The sequence below is a fragment of the Pseudomonas sp. 3MA1 genome (assembly GCF_029237275.1).
Taxonomy (GTDB): domain Bacteria; phylum Pseudomonadota; class Gammaproteobacteria; order Pseudomonadales; family Pseudomonadaceae; genus Aquipseudomonas; species Aquipseudomonas fluorescens_AP.
The window spans coordinates 263,684-281,673 of sequence record NZ_JAACFX010000004.1; the positions used below are offsets into that span (position 1 = coordinate 263,684).

General features: G+C 65.0%; 9 protein-coding genes. 6 read left to right on the top strand and 3 right to left on the bottom strand.

Translation table 11 applies throughout. The features are described 5' to 3' along the window. The first annotated feature begins 91 nt into the window (after positions 1–91). Both putA and GWQ44_RS13765 read left to right on the top strand, forming a co-directional pair. Positions 92–4,045: a trifunctional transcriptional regulator/proline dehydrogenase/L-glutamate gamma-semialdehyde dehydrogenase gene (gene putA / locus GWQ44_RS13760; protein WP_275927564.1), complete on the top strand. Its 3,954-nt coding sequence runs from the start codon at positions 92–94 to the stop codon at positions 4,043–4,045. A gap of 277 nt (positions 4,046–4,322) precedes the next feature. Next, a complete protein-coding gene (locus GWQ44_RS13765) occupies positions 4,323–6,125 on the top strand; it encodes an acyl-CoA dehydrogenase (protein ID WP_275927565.1) in 1,803 nt (600 codons plus the stop codon). A gap of 160 nt (positions 6,126–6,285) precedes the next feature. Here the strand turns inward: GWQ44_RS13765 and GWQ44_RS13770 are convergent, their stop codons facing one another. The 3 genes from GWQ44_RS13770 to GWQ44_RS13780 all read right to left on the bottom strand — a co-directional run bounded on the left by GWQ44_RS13770 (position 6,286) and on the right by GWQ44_RS13780 (position 8,871). Continuing rightward, positions 6,286–8,223: a methyl-accepting chemotaxis protein gene (locus tag GWQ44_RS13770; RefSeq protein WP_275927566.1), complete on the bottom strand. Its 1,938-nt coding sequence runs from the start codon at positions 8,221–8,223 to the stop codon at positions 6,286–6,288. A 118-nt stretch (positions 8,224–8,341) separates the two neighbouring features. After that, on the bottom strand, positions 8,342–8,644 hold the full coding sequence (locus GWQ44_RS13775; RefSeq protein ID WP_016962667.1) for a cell division protein ZapA: 303 nt from the start codon (positions 8,642–8,644) through the stop codon (positions 8,342–8,344). Then, positions 8,641–8,871 carry a hypothetical protein gene (locus tag GWQ44_RS13780; RefSeq protein ID WP_016962666.1) on the bottom strand — a complete coding sequence of 77 codons (231 nt, stop codon included), beginning with the start codon at positions 8,869–8,871 and terminating at the stop codon, positions 8,641–8,643. Before GWQ44_RS13780 ends, GWQ44_RS13775 begins: the two co-directional genes overlap by 4 nt. A 311-nt stretch (positions 8,872–9,182) precedes the next feature. On the opposite strand from GWQ44_RS13780, the gene GWQ44_RS13785 reads away from it, so the two are divergent. From GWQ44_RS13785 to mscK, 4 genes are all read left to right on the top strand, one after another. Continuing rightward, complete coding sequence (locus GWQ44_RS13785) at positions 9,183–10,808, top strand: methyl-accepting chemotaxis protein (RefSeq protein WP_275927567.1); 1,626 nt, start codon at positions 9,183–9,185, stop codon at positions 10,806–10,808. A 192-nt stretch (positions 10,809–11,000) separates the two neighbouring features. Continuing rightward, the gene (locus GWQ44_RS13790; protein WP_275927568.1) at positions 11,001–12,626 is read left to right on the top strand and encodes a methyl-accepting chemotaxis protein; all 1,626 of its coding nucleotides are present in this window, start codon (positions 11,001–11,003) and stop codon (positions 12,624–12,626) included. Between the two features lie 166 nt (positions 12,627–12,792). Next, the gene (locus tag GWQ44_RS13795; RefSeq protein WP_047301248.1) at positions 12,793–14,535 is read left to right on the top strand and encodes a potassium/proton antiporter; all 1,743 of its coding nucleotides are present in this window, start codon (positions 12,793–12,795) and stop codon (positions 14,533–14,535) included. Between the two features lie 65 nt (positions 14,536–14,600). Beyond that, on the top strand, positions 14,601–17,954 hold the full coding sequence (mscK, locus tag GWQ44_RS13800) for a mechanosensitive channel MscK (RefSeq protein ID WP_016962662.1): 3,354 nt from the start codon (positions 14,601–14,603) through the stop codon (positions 17,952–17,954). Positions 17,955–17,990 lie beyond the last annotated feature (36 nt).

The window sequence follows — 17,990 nt, forward strand, 5'->3', positions numbered from 1 at the left end:
TGGGTTGCACCCGGTTGCACCTATTGCATAGCGCGGATAATCTTGCCGCCAGCTGATGCCACACGTGCGTGGCAAACATGAGGATAAAAATATGGCTACCACCACCCTCGGGGTCAAACTCGACGACCCAACCCGCGAGCGCCTCAAGGCCGCCGCGGCCTCGATCGATCGTACGCCGCACTGGCTGATCAAGCAGGCGATTTTCAATTACCTGGAAAAACTCGAGGGTGGTGCAACCCTGTCCGAGCTGAGCAGTGTCACCGCCAAAGACGGCGATGACGCCGGCGAGGTGCAGACCGATCACGCTCACCAATGCTTCCTGGAGTTTGCCGAAAGCATCCTCCCGCAATCGGTGCTGCGCGCCTCGATCACCGCCGCCTACCGTCGCCCGGAGCCGGAAGTGGTGCCGATGCTGCTGGAGCAGGCGCGCCTGCCGGCCGCCACCGCCGAAGCCGCGAACAAGCTGGCGGCCTCGATCGCCGAGAAGCTGCGCAACCAGAAGAGCGCCGGCGGCCGTGCCGGGATCGTCCAGGGCCTGCTGCAGGAATTCTCCCTGTCGTCCCAGGAAGGCGTGGCGCTGATGTGCCTGGCCGAAGCCCTGCTGCGCATCCCCGACAAGGGCACCCGCGACGCACTGATCCGCGACAAGATCAGCACCGGCAACTGGCAGCCGCACCTGGGCAACAGCCCGTCGCTGTTCGTCAACGCCGCCACCTGGGGCCTGCTGCTCACCGGCAAGCTGGTGTCGACCCACAACGAGGCCGGCCTGACCTCCTCCCTGAGCCGCATCATCGGCAAGAGCGGCGAGCCGATGATCCGCAAGGGCGTGGACATGGCCATGCGCCTGATGGGCGAGCAGTTCGTCACCGGCGAAACCATCGCCGAAGCCCTGGCCAACGCCAGCAAGTTCGAAGCCAAGGGCTTCCGCTATTCCTACGACATGCTCGGCGAAGCGGCACTGACCGAGCACGACGCACAGAAGTACCTGGCGTCCTACGAGCAGGCCATCCACTCCATCGGCAAGGCCTCCCACGGTCGCGGCATCTATGAAGGCCCGGGCATCTCGATCAAGCTCTCGGCCCTGCACCCGCGCTACAGCCGCGCCCAGTACGAGCGCGTGATGGAAGAGCTGTACCCGCGCCTGCTGTCCCTGACCCTGCTGGCCAAGCAGTACGACATCGGCCTGAACATCGACGCCGAGGAAGCCGACCGCCTGGAGCTGTCCCTGGACCTGCTGGAGCGCCTGTGCTTCGAGCCGCAACTGACCGGCTGGAACGGCATCGGCTTCGTGATCCAGGCCTACCAGAAGCGCTGCCCATACGTGATCGACTACGTGATCGATCTGGCCCGTCGCAGCCGTCACCGCCTGATGATCCGCCTGGTGAAAGGCGCCTACTGGGACAGCGAGATCAAGCGCGCCCAGGTCGAAGGCCTGGAAGGATATCCGGTCTACACCCGCAAGGTGTACACCGACGTTTCCTACATCGCCTGCGCACGCAAGCTGTTGTCGGTGCCGGAAGTCATCTACCCGCAGTTCGCCACCCACAACGCCCACACCCTGTCGGCGATCTACCACATTGCCGGTCAGAACTATTACCCCGGCCAGTACGAGTTCCAGTGCCTGCACGGCATGGGCGAACCGCTGTACGAGCAAGTAGTGGGCAAGGTCGCCGATGGCAAGCTGAACCGTCCGTGCCGCGTGTACGCACCGGTCGGCACCCACGAAACCCTGCTGGCCTACCTGGTCCGCCGCCTGCTGGAAAACGGCGCCAACACCTCCTTCGTCAACCGCATCGCCGACCAGTCGATCTCGATTCAAGAGCTGGTGGCCGATCCGGTGGCGCAGATCGAGCAGATGGCCACCCTGGAAGGCGGCTTCGGCCTGCCGCACCCGCGCATTCCGCTGCCGCGTGACCTGTATGGCAGCGAACGCGCCAACTCCGCCGGCATCGACATGGCCAACGAACACCGCCTGGCGTCGTTGTCCTGCGCCCTGCTGGCCACCGCCCACAACCACTGGAAAGCCGCACCGATGCTCGGTTGCGCCGCCAGCAGCGAAACCCCGGCGCCGGTCCTCAACCCGGCGGATCATCGCGATGTGGTCGGTCACGTCCAGGAAGCCACGGTCGAAGACGTCGACAACGCCATCCAGTGCGCCCTCAACGCCGCGCCGATCTGGCAAGCCACGCCGCCGGCCGAACGCGCCGCGATCCTGGAACGCGCCGCCGACCTGATGGAAGGCGAGATCCAGCCGCTGATGGGCCTGCTGGCCCGCGAGGCCGGCAAGACCTTCGCCAACGCCATCGCCGAAGTGCGTGAAGCCGTGGACTTCCTGCGCTACTACGCGGTGCAGGCACGCAACGACTTCAGCAACGACGCCCACCGTCCACTGGGTCCTGTGGTGTGCATCAGCCCGTGGAACTTCCCGCTGGCGATCTTCAGTGGCCAGGTCGCCGCGGCCCTGGCCGCCGGCAACCCGGTACTGGCCAAGCCGGCCGAACAGACTCCGCTGGTCGCCGCCCAGGCCGTGCGCCTGCTGCTCGAAGCCGGGATTCCCGAAGGCGTGCTGCAACTGCTGCCGGGCCAGGGCGAAAGCGTCGGTGCCCGCCTGGTCGGCGACGAGCGGGTCAAGGGCGTGATGTTCACCGGTTCCACCGAAGTCGCGCGCCTGCTGCAACGCAACATCGCCGGGCGCCTGGACAACCAGGGCCGGCCGATCCCGCTGATCGCCGAAACCGGCGGCCAGAACGCGATGATCGTCGACTCCTCGGCCCTGACCGAACAAGTGGTCATCGACGTGGTGTCCTCGGCCTTCGACAGCGCCGGCCAGCGTTGCTCGGCCCTGCGCGTGCTGTGCCTGCAGGAAGATTCCGCCGACCGCGTGATCGAAATGCTCAAGGGCGCCATGGCCGAAAGCCGCCTGGGCAACCCGGAGCGCCTGTCGGTGGACATCGGCCCGGTGATCGACGCCGAAGCCAAGGCCGGCATCGAGAAGCACATCCAGGCCATGCGCGACAAAGGTCGCAGCGTGTACCAGATGGCCATTGCCGACAGCGAAGAATGCAAGCGTGGCACCTTCGTCATGCCGACCCTGATCGAGCTGGAAAGCTTCGACGAGCTGCAACGCGAGATCTTCGGTCCGGTGCTGCACGTGGTGCGCTACAAGCGCAAGGACATCGACCAGCTGATCGCCCAGATCAACGCCTCCGGCTATGGCCTGACCCTGGGTGTGCACACCCGGATCGACGAAACCATCGCCAAGGTGGTGGACAACGTCCACGCCGGTAACGTCTACGTCAACCGCAACATCGTCGGTGCCGTGGTCGGCGTGCAGCCGTTCGGCGGCGAAGGCCTGTCGGGCACCGGCCCGAAAGCCGGCGGCCCGCTGTACCTGTACCGCCTGCTGTCGACCCGCCCGGTGGATGCCATCGAGCAGTCCTTCGCCCGTAGCGATGCCGAGAACGCCCCGGACCTGCGCCTGCGCGAAGTCCTGGGCAAGCCGCTCAATGCCCTGCAAGCCTGGGCCGAGAGCAGCAAGCTGGCGGAACTGGCCACCCTGTGCAAACAGTTCGCCAGCCAGTCGCAAAGCGGCATCACCCGCCAGCTGACCGGCCCGACCGGCGAGCGCAACAGCTACGCCATCCTGCCCCGCGAGCACGTCCTGTGCCTGGCGGAGGTCGAGGGTGACCTGCTGACCCAACTGGCAGCCGTGCTGGCCGTCGGTGGCTCGGCGGTGTGGCCGGAAGGCGAGATCAGCAAGGCGCTGTTCGCCCGCTTGCCGAAGGACGTCCAAGCGCGCATCCAGCGCGTGGCCGACTGGACCAAGGACGAAGTGGTATTCGATGCAGTCCTGCACCACGGCGATTCCGACCAGTTGCGCGGCGTTTGCCAGCAAGTGGCCCAGCGCGCCGGAGCCATCGTTGGCGTCCAGGGCCTGTCCCAGGGCGAGACGGCGATTGCCCTGGAGCGCCTGGTGATCGAGCGCGCCCTGAGCGTCAACACCGCGGCGGCCGGCGGTAACGCCAGCCTGATGACCATCGGCTGAAGCCAATAGTCAGCGGCATGGAAAAGAGCGCCCTCAGCGGCGCTCTTTTTTTTGCCCGACGCCATGTCCTGTAGCCGCTGCCGCAGGCTGCGATCGGCCGGAACGGCCGTAGCGATTTCATTGCCGCCAACGTCCCTGCGGGGCTTATCGCAGCCTTCGGCAGCGGCGACAGGGGCCGTGCCTGTTTGGCATCTTTATCACCGATATCAATCTTGCTATTCAGTGTTTATTCACGCGCCTAGACTCGGCTCATTCCCTATCCAACAGGTGTGGCGCCATGTCCGAGACGTTGCTGAGTTCCCGTAATCTGGCTTTCGAACTGTATGAGGTGCTCGACGCCGAGGGCCTGACTCAGCGCGAGCGGTTTGCCGAGCACAATCGCGAAACCTTCGACGCCGCCATCGGCACCGCCCGCAGCATCGCCGAGAAGTACTTTGCCCCGCACAACCGCAAGGGCGATGAGAACGAACCACGCTACGAAGACGGTCAGGCGAGGCTGATTCCTGAAGTGAAACCGGCGGTGGACGCTTTCCTCGAAGCCGGCTTCCTCAACGCCGCGCGCAGTTTCGAAGCCGGTGGCATGCAGTTGCCGACCCTGTTGTCCCAGGCCTGCTTCGCCCACTTCCAGGCGGCCAACGCGGCCACCACGTCCTACCCGTTCCTGACCATGGGCGCGGCCAACCTGATCGAAAGCTTCGGCACCCCGGAACAGAAGCAACGCTTCCTGCAGCCGATGATCGACGGCCGCTTCTTCGGCACCATGGCCCTGACCGAGCCCCATGCCGGCTCCTCCCTGGCCGATATCCGCACCCGTGCCGAACCGGCCGCCGATGGCAGCTACCGGCTCAAGGGCAACAAGATCTTCATCTCCGGCGGCGACCACCCGCTGTCGGAGAACATCGTGCACATGGTCCTGGCCAAGCTGCCGGACGCGCCGGCCGGGGTGAAGGGCATATCGCTGTTTATCGTGCCCAAGTTCCTGGTCAACGACGACGGCAGCCTGGGGCCGCGCAACGACGTGCTGCTGGCCGGACTGTTCCACAAGATGGGCTGGCGCGGCACCACTTCCACGGCGCTGAACTTCGGTGATAACGGCCACTGCGTGGGCTATCTGGTGGGCCAGCCGCACCAGGGCCTGAGCTACATGTTCCAGATGATGAACGAGGCGCGGATCGGCGTCGGCATGGGTGCGGTGATGCTGGGTTATGCCGGCTACCTGTACTCCCTGGAATACGCCCGCGAGCGTCCGCAAGGTCGCCTGCCGGACAGCAAGGACCCGAGCACCGCGCCGGTATCGATCATCCAGCACGCCGATGTGCGCCGCATGCTGCTGACTCAGAAGGCCTACGTCGAAGGCGCCTTCGACCTGGGGCTGTACGCGGCGCGGCTGTTCGACGACACCACCACCCTGGCCGACGAGGCCGGGCGCCGGCAGGCCCACGAACTGCTGGACCTGCTGACGCCGATCGTCAAATCCTGGCCGTCGGAGTTCTGCCTCAAGGCCAACGAGCTGGCGATCCAGATCCTCGGCGGCCACGGCTACACCCGGGAATACCCGGTGGAGCAGTACTACCGCGACAACCGCCTGAACCCGATCCACGAAGGCACCCACGGCATCCAGTCCCTGGACCTGCTGGGGCGCAAGCTGGCGCAGAACGGCGGCGCCGGGCTCAAGCGCCTGATCCGCCTGATCGCCGAAACCGGCGAGCGGGCCCGCGCCCATGCGTCGCTGGATGCCCTGCGCCTGCCTCTGGAGCAACTGGTGTCGCGCCTGCAGAGCGTGACGCTGGGGTTGCTCGGGGATCTAGCCAGCGGCAAGGTCACGGCGACCCTGGCCAACTCGGCGCTGTACCTGAAGGCCTTCGGCCACGCGGTGATCGGCTGGCGCTGGCTGGAACAGGCCATCAGGGCCGAGGAAGGACTGGCGCGAGGCCATGCCGGGGACCGGGATTTCTATCACGGCAAACTGCAGGCCGCGCGCTACTTCCTGACCTGGGAAGTGCCGGGCTGCCAGCATGAACTGACCCTGCTGGAAGCACGGGACGCCACCTGCCTGGAGATGCAGGACGCCTGGTTCTGAGGCCGAGGCGGCCTGACACACCGCGGCGCGCTATTCGCTGGCAAGCCAGCTCCTACCAGAGGGATCACGCCACACCTGTAGGAGCCGGCTTGCCGGCGAAAGCGGCGGGCCTGGCACACCGCAGCATGCGGTTCGCCGGCAGGCCCGCGCTCCTGGGCACTCAGTGCAGCTTGAAACCGCCCACCTGGCGCACCAGGTCCTCGGCCAAGCGCTGCAAGGTCCGGCAATCTTCACGGCAGGCATGCACTTCGGCCGCCGTGGCCCGGGCCAGATCGGAAATCCCCTGCACCGTGCGGTTGATCTCTTCGGTCACCGTCGACTGCTGCTCGGTGGCCGTGGCCACTTGCTGATTCATGTCGCTGATGCGCTCCACCTGCCCGGTGATTGCGGTCAGCGAGGCGCCGGTGCGCTGGCTGGATTCGACGCCGGTGCCCGTCGCTGTCTGCCCGGCATGCATCGAGGACACCGCGTTCTCCGCCCCTTGCTTGAGGCCCTGGATCATTTGCTGGATTTCATCGGTGGAGGTCTGGGTGCGCTGGGCCAGGGTGCGCACTTCATCGGCGACCACGGCAAAGCCACGGCCCATCTCCCCGGCCCGGGCCGCTTCGATGGCGGCGTTGAGGGCCAGCAGGTTGGTCTGTTCGGAAACCCCGCGAATCACCGCCAGCACCTGATCGATGGAGGCCACCTGTTCCGCCAGTTCGCTCACGGCGCCGGCGGCCAGGGCAATGTCCCCGGACATGCTCTCGATATGCTGGATCGAGCCACCCACCACTTCCCGGGCCTGCAGGGCTTCGTCCCGGGCCGCCTGGGACGCGTCCGCCGCCTGCCCCGCATTGCGCGCAATGTCCTGGACCGTCAGGCCCATCTGGTGCACCGCGGTGGCCACGGTGTCGGTCATCTCCTGCTGCTGTCCGGAGCGCTCGGCGGTGTTCTCCACCACCGCCGCCACCTGGCTCACCGAAGAACGCAGGCGTTCGGTGGTGGCCAGCACCTCGCCGATCATGCCGCGCTGGCTGTCGAGGAAGCGGTTGAAGCCCCGGGCCAGGTCCCCCAGCTCGTCGGCGCGGCTGGCGTCCAGGCGCAGGGTCAGGTCACCGCCACCACTGCCGATGGCCACCAGCCCCTCGGTCACTTGCCGGACCGGCCGCACCAGGCCACGGGCCAACAGCACAACCAGCAACAGGCAGACCGCGGCAATGCCCAGGCCGATCAGGCTGGTGAGCCAGATCGCCCGGTGCGCCTCGGCGTAGATCTGCGCCTGCGGCACCTCGGCCACCAGGCTCCAGCCAAAGCCGCGCAGGGGCAGGCTCAGGGCCAGGTAGTCTTCGCCGTCACGTTCGAAATGACTGCTGGTCAGCCCCTCGTGCCCCATCAGCGCCTCGGCGGCGGTCGCGCCGATCTGCTCGGACAACTGCCGCTTGCCACTGAACTCGGCGTCCGGGTGCACCTGGATCAAGCCATCGCTGCGCACCAGAAACACCCGGCCGCGCTCGCCAAAGCTGTAGTCGTGAATCAGCTGCGACAGCTCGGTCATGCGCAAGCCCAGGCCGGTGACGCCCACCAGTTCACCGTCTTTCTCGACCCGGTAGTTGATGAACAGCGCCAGCTCGCCGCTGGCCACGTCGATATCGATGTTCAGCACCCGCGGCTTGCCGCTGTCGATAAAGCGGTAGAACCAGACGTCCTTGGGATTATCCCGACTGAGGGTCCGGTCCAGGCCTTTCTGGTTGTAGTAGTGATGGCTGAGCGGGCTGGCCATCATGGTGGTGAACGCCTGGTTCTCGGCGCGGATGTCTTCCAGGTAGCTGATGAAGCTCGGCGCCCGGGCCGGGTCTTCGCCGGCCGCCAGCCAGTCGCGCAGCATGCCGTTGCCGGCCAGGTCGCGGGCGGCGGTCAGGGGCTGGGTGAGAATGCGCTCGATATCGTTGCGCATGGCTTCGATGCTCGAAGGGAGCGCCCTGTCCACCAGATAGTTCTGGGTCAGGTGATTGATCAGTACCGTGTAGATGGCTACTACCACCAGCAGACTGACCAACAGGGCCGATCCCATGCTGAGGATCAGCTGCCATTGAATACTGCGTCGCCAGAATTGCATGGAACACCTCTTTCTTATGGTTATAAGAGGCTGAGATACCGCGCCAGCCGCGGGAAGTTGTATACAAACAAAGATCCTGCTTGTCCAACCCATTACCCGCCGGCTGTGTGCACTTCCATCAATTCTGTTGAATGGTCTTGGCGATCACCTCGACGGTGGCGCTCACCTGTTCCTCATAACGGGCCAGTTCCTGGGCATGGCGTTTTTGCATGTCGATCTGCTGCGAGCACAGGTTCATCGCCGCCAGCACCAGCAGGCGCTCGCCTATCAGCGTCGGGTATTTCTTCTTGGTGTCGGCCAGGGCCGCCTTGAGCATCAGCGCGGCGTCCATGAGGGTCTGCTCCTCACCGGCCGGGGCCTTGATCGAGTAATCCTCGCCCAGGATCGAGATCACCTTCACCCCATCGATATGGTGTCTCATGGGTTGGCCGGGCTCGCGCTGACGCGCTCAACCAGAGCCTGGATGCGGGCTGCGGTCGCGCCTTGTTTCTCTTCCTGTTCCATCAGGCTCAATTGCAGGCTTTCGTTTTCATCCTTGGCCTGGGCCAGTTGTTCCTTGAGGGCTGCGTTCGTGCCGAGCAGTTCCTGGTTCTGTAGCACCAGGTCGCTGACCAGCTGTTCCAATTGGCTGAGGGATGCTTCCAACATTTTGACCTTCCGGGCGTTTTGCAAAGGGCGCGTACGATAAAGAAAAGTCACCTTGGATACCAGGGTTATCCAGGCGCAAGGCCTTGATTTTACTGGCGATGACCCTTCCGCGAGAGCTGCTAGAGACTGTCATTGGCGCCGTGGGTTCCTGACGCTCCGTCGGGCCGTCAGGACTTTTCTGAAATATCCCAACAGTTACTCAGACTTTTCTGAAACTACTCCCGGGCATTCAAGAAGCACTTTTTCAACGCGATAGCACAGGTACTTCCCAGACCCACACGCGCAAGCCGCGCACATCCGAGGTAGGTTCAATGTCCCTGCGTACCCTGAATATCGCTCCGAGGGCATTCCTCGGCTTTGCCCTGATAGGTTGCTTGATGCTGTTTCTGGGGATCTTTGCCCTGAATCAGATGAGCAAGATCCGCGCAGCGACCGAACGCATCACCCAGGACACCATCCCCAGCATCAAGAGCGTCGACGACTTCACCCAACTGAGCCTGCGCCTGCGGGTCCAGGCCTATCGACTGCTGCTCAACCGCGACCCCGAGGAACAGCAAAAGACCCTGGACTCCATCCGCGAGCGCAACCAGAAGATCGATGAAACCCGTGCCCGCTACCAACAGCTCATCAGCAGCCCCGAGGAGCGCGCCGCTTACGACCAGTACATGGAGCTGCTGACCCACCACCGCCAACTGGAAGACCAGTTGATCGAGCTGTCGCACAACAACCAGCTCGAAAGCATGCAGCAGTTGCTCAACACCGAGCTGCTGACCAGCGCGGAAAAGATCAACGGCCTCCTCAACCAACTGGTGGAGATCAACACCCAGTACTCCAGCGCCGCCGACCAAGACGCGGCCGAGCAATACACCACCGCCTTCAACCTGGTGGTGACCCTGCTGGTACTGGCCAGCGCCCTGACCCTGCTGTTCGCCTGGCGACTGATCCGCAGCATTACCCTGCCGATCGCCAACGCCCTGCATGCCGCCGAAACCATCGCCGAAGGCGACCTGACCCAACCGATCACCGTGGATGGCCGCGACGAAGCCGGTCGCCTGCTGCAGGCCATGCTCACCATGCAGGAAAAATTGCGCGACACCCTGCAACGCATTTCCGCCTCCGCCGGCCAACTGGCCTCAGCGGCCGAGGAACTCAACAGCGTCACCGATGAAAGCGCCCGTGGCCTGACCCAGCAGAACAATGAAATCGAACAGGCCGCCACCGCGGTCAATGAAATGACCAGCGCCGTGGAAGAAGTGGCGCGCAATGCCGTCAGCACCTCCGAAGCCTCGCAGAACGCCACCCAGTCCGCCGGGGACGGACGCGACATGGTCCAGGAAACCGTCGCCGCCATCGAGCGCATGACCGGCGACGTGCAAAGCACCGCCAGCCTGATCGGCGATCTGGCCAACGAATCCCGGGACATCGGCAAGGTGCTGGACGTGATCCGCGGCCTGGCCGACCAGACCAACCTGCTGGCGCTCAATGCCGCCATCGAAGCCGCCCGCGCCGGCGAGGCCGGGCGCGGCTTTGCCGTGGTCGCCGACGAAGTGCGTGCCCTGGCCCACCGCACCCAACAGTCCACCAGCGAAATCGAACGCATGATCGGCAGCATCCAGAGCGGCACCGAACACGCCGTGGACTCGATGCGCAACAGCACCGAACGCGCCGAGTCGACCCTGACCATCGCCCGCAACGCCGGGCAGTCCCTGGACACCATCAACAGCGCCATCAACGAGATCAACGAACGCAACCTGGTGATCGCCAGCGCCGCCGAAGAACAGGCCCAGGTGGCCCGGGAAGTGGACCGCAACCTGGTGAACATCCGCGACCTGTCGGTGCAGTCCACCACCGGAGCCAACCAGACCCGCTCCGCCAGCAGTGAGTTGTCGATCCTGGCCGTGGACCTGAACAACCTGGTGACCCGGTTCCAGCTATAAAAAGCCCTTCGCTCGGTTCCAAGGCTCTATTGCGGGCCTGGAGCCGATGCCGTCGGCCATTGGCGCTCCCGGCCGGGTGCGTAGCCAAAAGGCTAAATCCACGGCGTGGCTCAAGACTTTAGTCGTACGACCGATAAGTCACGGTAGATCAGTCTCAAGCCCCGCACGGATGCGCCCTTTCTGGTACCCACCATGTCCCTTCGTAATATGAATATCGCTCCGCGGGCCTTCCTCGGTTTTGCCATGATCGGCGGCTTGATGCTGATCCTGGGGGTGTTCGCCCTGAATCAGATGAGCAAGATCCGCGGCGCCGCCGAGGACATCACCCTGAGCAGCGTGCCGAGCATCAAGAGCCTCGACGAGTTCACCCAGCTGACCCTGCGCCTGCGGGTGCTGTCCTACCGTTTGCTGGTCAACCGCGAGCCGGATGTGCAGCAAAAGACCGTGGAACTGCTGGAGATGCGCAATCAGCAGATCCGCACGGCCCAGGCGACCTATGAAAAGCTGATCAGCAGCCCGGCGGAAAAAGCCGCCTACGACCAGTACGTGCAGTTGCTGGGCCAGTACCGGCAGATCGAAGAGCGGATGAAGAGCCTGTCGCGCAGCAATCAGGTGGACGAGTTGCGCAACCTGCTCAACACCGACCTGCTGAACAACTCCGAAGCCATGAACACCGTGCTCAACCGCCTGCTGGAGATCAACACCCAGCAGACCCTGGACACCAACCAGCAAGCCGCCGAGCAGTACTCCTCGGCCTTCGCCCTGGTGGTGACCCTGCTGGTGCTGGCCACCGCCCTGACCCTGCTGTTCGCCTGGCTGCTGACCCGCAGCATCACCCTGCCGATCGCCAACGCCCTGAGCGCCGCCGAAGAGATCGCCGAAGGCAACCTGACCCGGCCGATCCGGGTCGACGGCAACGACGAAGCCGGACGCCTGCTGCGCGCCATGGCCAAGATGCAGGAAAAACTGCGCGACACCCTGCAACGCATCTCCGGCTCGGCCACCCAGCTGGCCTCGGCGGCCGAGGAGCTCAACAGCGTCACCGAGGAAAGCGCTCGCGGCCTGACCCAGCAGAACAACGAGATCGAACAAGCCGCCACCGCGGTCAATGAAATGACCAGCGCCGTGGAAGAAGTGGCGCGCAACGCCGTCAGCACCTCCGAAGCCTCGAAGAACGCCACCACCTCTGCCGGCGACGGTCGCGACCTGGTGCAGGAAACCGTGTCCGCCATCGAGCGCATGAGCTCGGACGTACAAAGCACCGCCCGCCTGATCGGCGACCTGGCCAACGAATCCCGGGACATCGGCAAGGTACTGGACGTGATCCGCGGCCTGGCCGACCAGACCAACCTGCTGGCGCTCAATGCCGCCATCGAAGCCGCCCGTGCCGGCGAGGCCGGTCGCGGCTTTGCCGTGGTCGCTGACGAAGTGCGTGCCCTGGCCCACCGTACCCAGCAGTCCACCAGCGAAATCGAACGCATGATCGGCAGCATCCAGAGCGGCACCGAACATGCCGTGGACTCGATGCGCAACAGCACCGAACGCGCCGAGTCGACCCTGAACATCGCCCGCGGCGCCGGCCTGTCCCTGGACACCATCAACAGCGCCATCATCGAGATCAACGAACGCAACCTGGTGATCGCCAGCGCCGCCGAAGAACAGGCCCAAGTGGCCCGGGAAGTGGACCGCAACCTGGTGAACATCCGCGACTTGTCGGTGCAGTCGGCCACCGGCGCCAACCAGACCAGTGCAGCCAGCAACGAGCTGTCGCGCCTGGCCGTGGACCTCAACGGCCTGGTGGCACGCTTCAGCCTTTGAAACGCCGGGCCAGGCTCGGCAAAGCCCCGGCGCACAGCACTTGCGCCGGGTCGGCCGCGGTCATTGAAAGCTTTTTGACAGCGGCACATTTCAACAGGTTAGAATCGCTGGCACGCAGACTGCATGGTCAGTTTGCGCCCGCCTTTTTCGCCCTGGAGTACTGCCTTTGAATGCGACGACCATCAACAGCCTGTTCTTGATCGGCGCGTTGCTGGTAGGTGCGAGCATTCTGGTGAGCTCATTGTCCTCGCGACTCGGCATCCCGATCCTGGTGATCATCCTCGCCGTGGGCATGACCGCCGGGGTCGACGGCGGCGGCATCATCTTCAACAACTACCCGACCGCCTACCTGGTGGGCAACCTGGCCCTGGCCGTGATCCTGCTGGACGGCGGCCTGCGCACCCGGGTGGCGAGTTTCCGCGTGGCCCTGTGGCCGGCGCTGTCCCTGGCCACGGTGGGGGTGCTGATCACCACCGGGCTGACCGGCATGGCCGCGGCCTGGCTGTTCGACCTCAACCTGATCCAGGGCCTGCTGATCGGCGCCATCGTCGGCTCCACCGACGCCGCGGCGGTGTTCTCGCTGCTGGGGGGCAAGGGCCTCAACGAACGGGTCACTGCCAGCCTGGAGATCGAGTCGGGCAGTAACGATCCGATGGCGGTGTTTCTCACCGTGACCCTGATCGACATGCTCGCCAGCGGCCACACTGGCCTGCACTGGGGCCTGCTGGGGGACCTGATCCGCGAATTCGGCATCGGCGCGGTGATCGGCCTGGGCGGCGGCTGGCTGATGCTGCAACTGGTCAACCGCATCCACCTGGCCAACGGCCTGTACCCGATCCTGGTGATCGCCGGCGGCCTGGTGGTCTTCGCCCTGACCAACGCCCTGCACGGCAGCGGCTTCCTGGCGGTGTACCTGTGCGGCCTGATGATCGGCAACCGCCCGGTGCGCAGCCGCCACGGCATCCTGCACATGCTCGACGGCATGGCCTGGCTGGCACAGATCGGCATGTTCCTGGTGCTGGGGCTGCTGGTCACCCCCCACGACCTGCTGCCCATCGCCCTGCCGGCCCTGGGCCTGGCGCTGTGGATGATCCTGTTCGCCCGGCCACTGTCGGTGCTGGTGGGCCTGGCGCCGTTCAAGGCCTTCCACGGCCGGGAAAAGGCCTTTATTTCCTGGGTCGGCCTGCGCGGCGCGGTGCCGATCATTCTCGCGGTGTTCCCGTTGATGGCCGGGCTGCCCAACGCCCAGCTGTACTTCAACCTGGCGTTCTTCATCGTGCTGATCTCGCTGCTGGTGCAGGGCACCAGCCTGCCGTGGGTGGCCAAGTGGCTGAAGGTCACGGTGCCGCCGGACCCGGCGCCGATTTCCCGGTCGGCCCTGGAAGTGCATGTCACCAGCGAGTGGGAGATGTTCGTCTACCGCCTGGGAGCGGAAAAGTGGTGCATCGGCGCCGCCCTGCGGGAACTGAAAATGCCCGAAGGCACGCGGATTGCCGCGCTGTTTCGCGGCCAGCAACTGCTCCATCCGTCGGGTAGTACCGTGCTTGAAGCCGATGACTTGCTGTGCGTGATCGGCCATGAACACAACCTGCCGGCCCTGGGCAAACTCTTCAGCCAGGCGCCGGAGCGCGGGCTGGACCTGCGCTTCTTCGGCGACTTCGTCCTCGAAGGCGACGCCCAGCTGGGCGCGGTGTCGGCGCTCTACGGGCTCAAGCTCGACGGCCAGGACGCGGACATGCCCCTGGGGGCGTTCATCGCGCAGAAGGTCGGCGGTGCGCCGGTGGTCGGCGACCAGGTGGAGTGGAACAACACCATCTGGACCGTGGCGGTGATGGACGGGAACAAGATCGGCAAGGTGGGCGTCAGATTCCCCGAAGGAAGTCGCCCCGGCCCCGGCCTCTTCCTCTAAACTGCGGAGCGCGTCGGACCTGGTCGCAACGCGCCCCCCCTTTCCTATTTGCTTGACCGACTTCTATGCCTAACCTGCGTAAATTCTTCGCTGTTGCCCTGCTGGGCCTGAGTCTCTCTGTCGGCGCCGCTCAGGGCGGCGATCCGCCCAGTGCCGAGGCGGTCCAGCAAAGCCTGGACAAGATCGCCGAGCGCAAATTGCCGGAAGCCGATCAGAAGGCCCTGCAGACCCTGCTGCAGAACACCCTGAATCAGCTGAACAACAAGCAGGACTACGAGCGACGCCTCAACGACCTGCGCCAGCAATTGAGCAACGCGCCGCGCCAGACCACGGAAAACCAGCGGGAACTGGCACGCCTGAAGGCCAGCAAAGTGGTACCGGTGGCCCAGCGCTACGGCTCGCTGGCGGTGTCGCAACTGGAGCAACTGCTGAGCGAACGCACCACCCTGCAAGGCGAGCTGCAAAAGGCCCTGGCCGACGCCAACACCCTGACCATCACCGCCCAGACCCGGCCCGAACGGGCCCAGGCGGAAATCAGCAGCAGCCAGACCCGGATCCTGCAGATCAACGCCGCACTCAAGTCCGGCAAGGACGGCGGCAAGCTGCTCGGCGCCGACCAGCGCAATCTGCTGAACGCCGAACTGGCGGCGATCAATGCGCTGATTCCGCTGCGGCGCCAGGAACTGGCAGGCAACAGCCAGTTGCAGGACCTGGGCAGCAGCCAGCATGACCTGCTGATGGAAAAGACCGCGCGCCTGGAGCAGGAAATCCAGGACCTGCAGACCCTGATCAACCAGAAGCGCCTGGCCCAGTCCCAGGAAACCGTGACCCAGCAGTCGATCGAGGCGCAGAAGGCCGGCAGCAGCAGCCTGCTGGCCACCGAGAGCGCCACCAACCTCAAGCTCTCCGACTACCTGCTCAAGAGCACCGACCGCCTCAACGAACTGACCCAGCAGAACCTTCAGACCAAACAGCAGCTGGACAGCGTGACCCAGAGCGACGCGGCCCTGGACGAGCAGATCAACGTGCTCAAGGGCAGCCTGCTGCTGTCGAAGATTCTCTACAAACAGAAGCAGGCCCTGCCACGCCTGAAGCTGGACCGCGATCTGGCAGACGAAATCGCCGATATCCGTCTCTATCAGTTCGAGGTCAACCAGCAGCGCGAACTGCTGGGCAGCCCCAGCACCTACGTCGACAACCTGCTCAAGAGCCAGCCGCCGGAGCAGGTCACGCCGCAACTGCGCCGGACCCTGATCGACCTGGCGATGACCCGCGCCGATCTGCTGGAGCGCCTGAACCGCGAACTCAGCGCCCTGCTCAACGAGTCCATCACCCTGCAGCTGAACCAGAAGCAGCTGCTGAGCACCTCCCAGAGCCTGCGGGCGACCCTCGACGAGCAGATGTTCTGGATCCCCAGCAACAAGCCGCTGGACGCCGAGTGGCTGCAGGAAGTGCCTCTGCGCCTGCAGAAACAGGTCACCACCCTGCCCTGGGCCTCCAGCCTCAGTGAACTGACCGACGGCCTGGCGCAGCGGCCGTTGCTGTTCCTGCCCCTGGCGCTGCTGATCGGCGCCCTGCTGTGGCGGCGCAAGAACCTCTATGCACGCCTGAGCAAGGTGCACAAGGACATCGGCCACTTCAAACGCGACAGCCAGTGGCACACGCCGCTGGCGATCCTGGTCAACATTCTCCTGGCGATGCCGGTGACCCTGGGCCTGGCGCTGTGCGGCTATGCCCTGCAGATCGACGCCCGAGGACAGAACGCCAACCTCGGCGCGGCGCTGCTGCAGATCGCCCAGGCCTGGCTGGTGTTCTACACCGCCTATCGGATCCTCGCCCCCGGCGGCGTGGCGGAACTGCATTTCCGCTGGGAAAAACCCCAGGTGGAATTCCTCCAGGGCTGGGTCCGGCGCCTGGGGCTGGTGGTCCTGGCGCTGGTGGCCGTGGTGGCGGTGGCCGAGCACCAACCCGCGGCCCTGGCCGATGACGTGCTGGGCATCGCCGTGGTGCTGACCTGCTACGGGCTGATGGCCTGGCTGCTGAGTCGCCTGCTGCTGAGCAGCCCGGCCCACGAGAATGCCTCGCTGTTCCGCAAGGCGGTGGGCATGCTGTTCACCCTGCTGCCGATCGCCTTGTTCATCGCCGTGTGCTTCGGCTACTACTACACCGCGCTCAAGCTCAGCGACCGCCTGATCAACACCCTGTACCTGCTGATGTTCTGGCTGGTGATCGAAGCCACCTTCGTCCGCGGACTCGGGGTGGCGGCGCGGCGCCTGGCCTACCAGCGGGCGCTGAGCAAGCGCCAGGCGGCCAAGGAAGCCGGGGAAAGCGGCGAGGCGGTGGTCGAAGAGCCGACCATGGACATCGAGAAGGTCAACGAACAGTCCCTGCGCCTGATCCGCCTGGCCCTGCTGGGCGGCTTCATCGCCGGGCTGTACTGGGTCTGGTCGGACCTGATCACGGTGTTCTCCTACCTGGACAACATCACCCTCTACGAATACACCAGCGGCACCGGCGCCAACATGAGCATGGTGCCGATCAGCATCGGCGACGTGATCGGGGCGCTGATCATTGTCGGCATCACCTTCGCCCTGGCGCGCAACCTGCCGGGCCTGTTGGAAGTGCTGGTGCTGTCCAAGCTGAACCTGGCCCAGGGCAGCGCCTACGCCACCACCACCCTGCTGTCCTACGCCATTGCCGGCATAGGCTTCGTCTCGACCCTGGCCACCCTCGGGGTCAGTTGGGACAAGCTGCAGTGGCTGGTGGCGGCCTTGTCGGTAGGTCTGGGTTTCGGCATGCAGGCGATCTTCGCCAACTTCATCTCCGGCATCATCATCCTGTTCGAGCGGCCGGTGCGCATCGGCGACACCATCACCATCGGCAACCTGTCGGGCACGGTGAGCAAGATCCGCATCCGCGCCACCACCATCACCGACTTCGACCGCAAGGACATCATCGTCCCCAACCAGACCTTCATCACCGGGCAGTTGATCAACTGGTCGCTGACCGACACCGTGACCCGGGTGACCCTCAAGCTCGGCGTCGACTACGGCTCGGACCTGGACCTGGTCAAGGAACTGCTGCTCAAGGCCGCCCGGGACAACCCGCGGGTGCTCAAGGAACCCGAGCCTCAGGTGTACTTCCTCAACTTCGGCGAAAGCACCCTGGACCACGAACTGCGCATGCACGTGCGCGAGCTGGGGGACCGCAACCCGGTGGTGGACGAGGTCAACCGCTTCATCAACCGCGAGTTCAAGAAGCAGCACATCAACATCTCGTTCCGGCAGATGGAGGTCTACCTGAAAAACCTCCACGGCCAGGAATACAAGATGGTGCCCATCGAGCCGGAGACCAAGACCATAGTCCCGGTGGCCGAGGGCAAGCCGCTGCAGGAACCGCCACCCAGCAAACTCGACTAAGGCCCCTATCCCTAGCAGAATGCTCGGACATTCTGC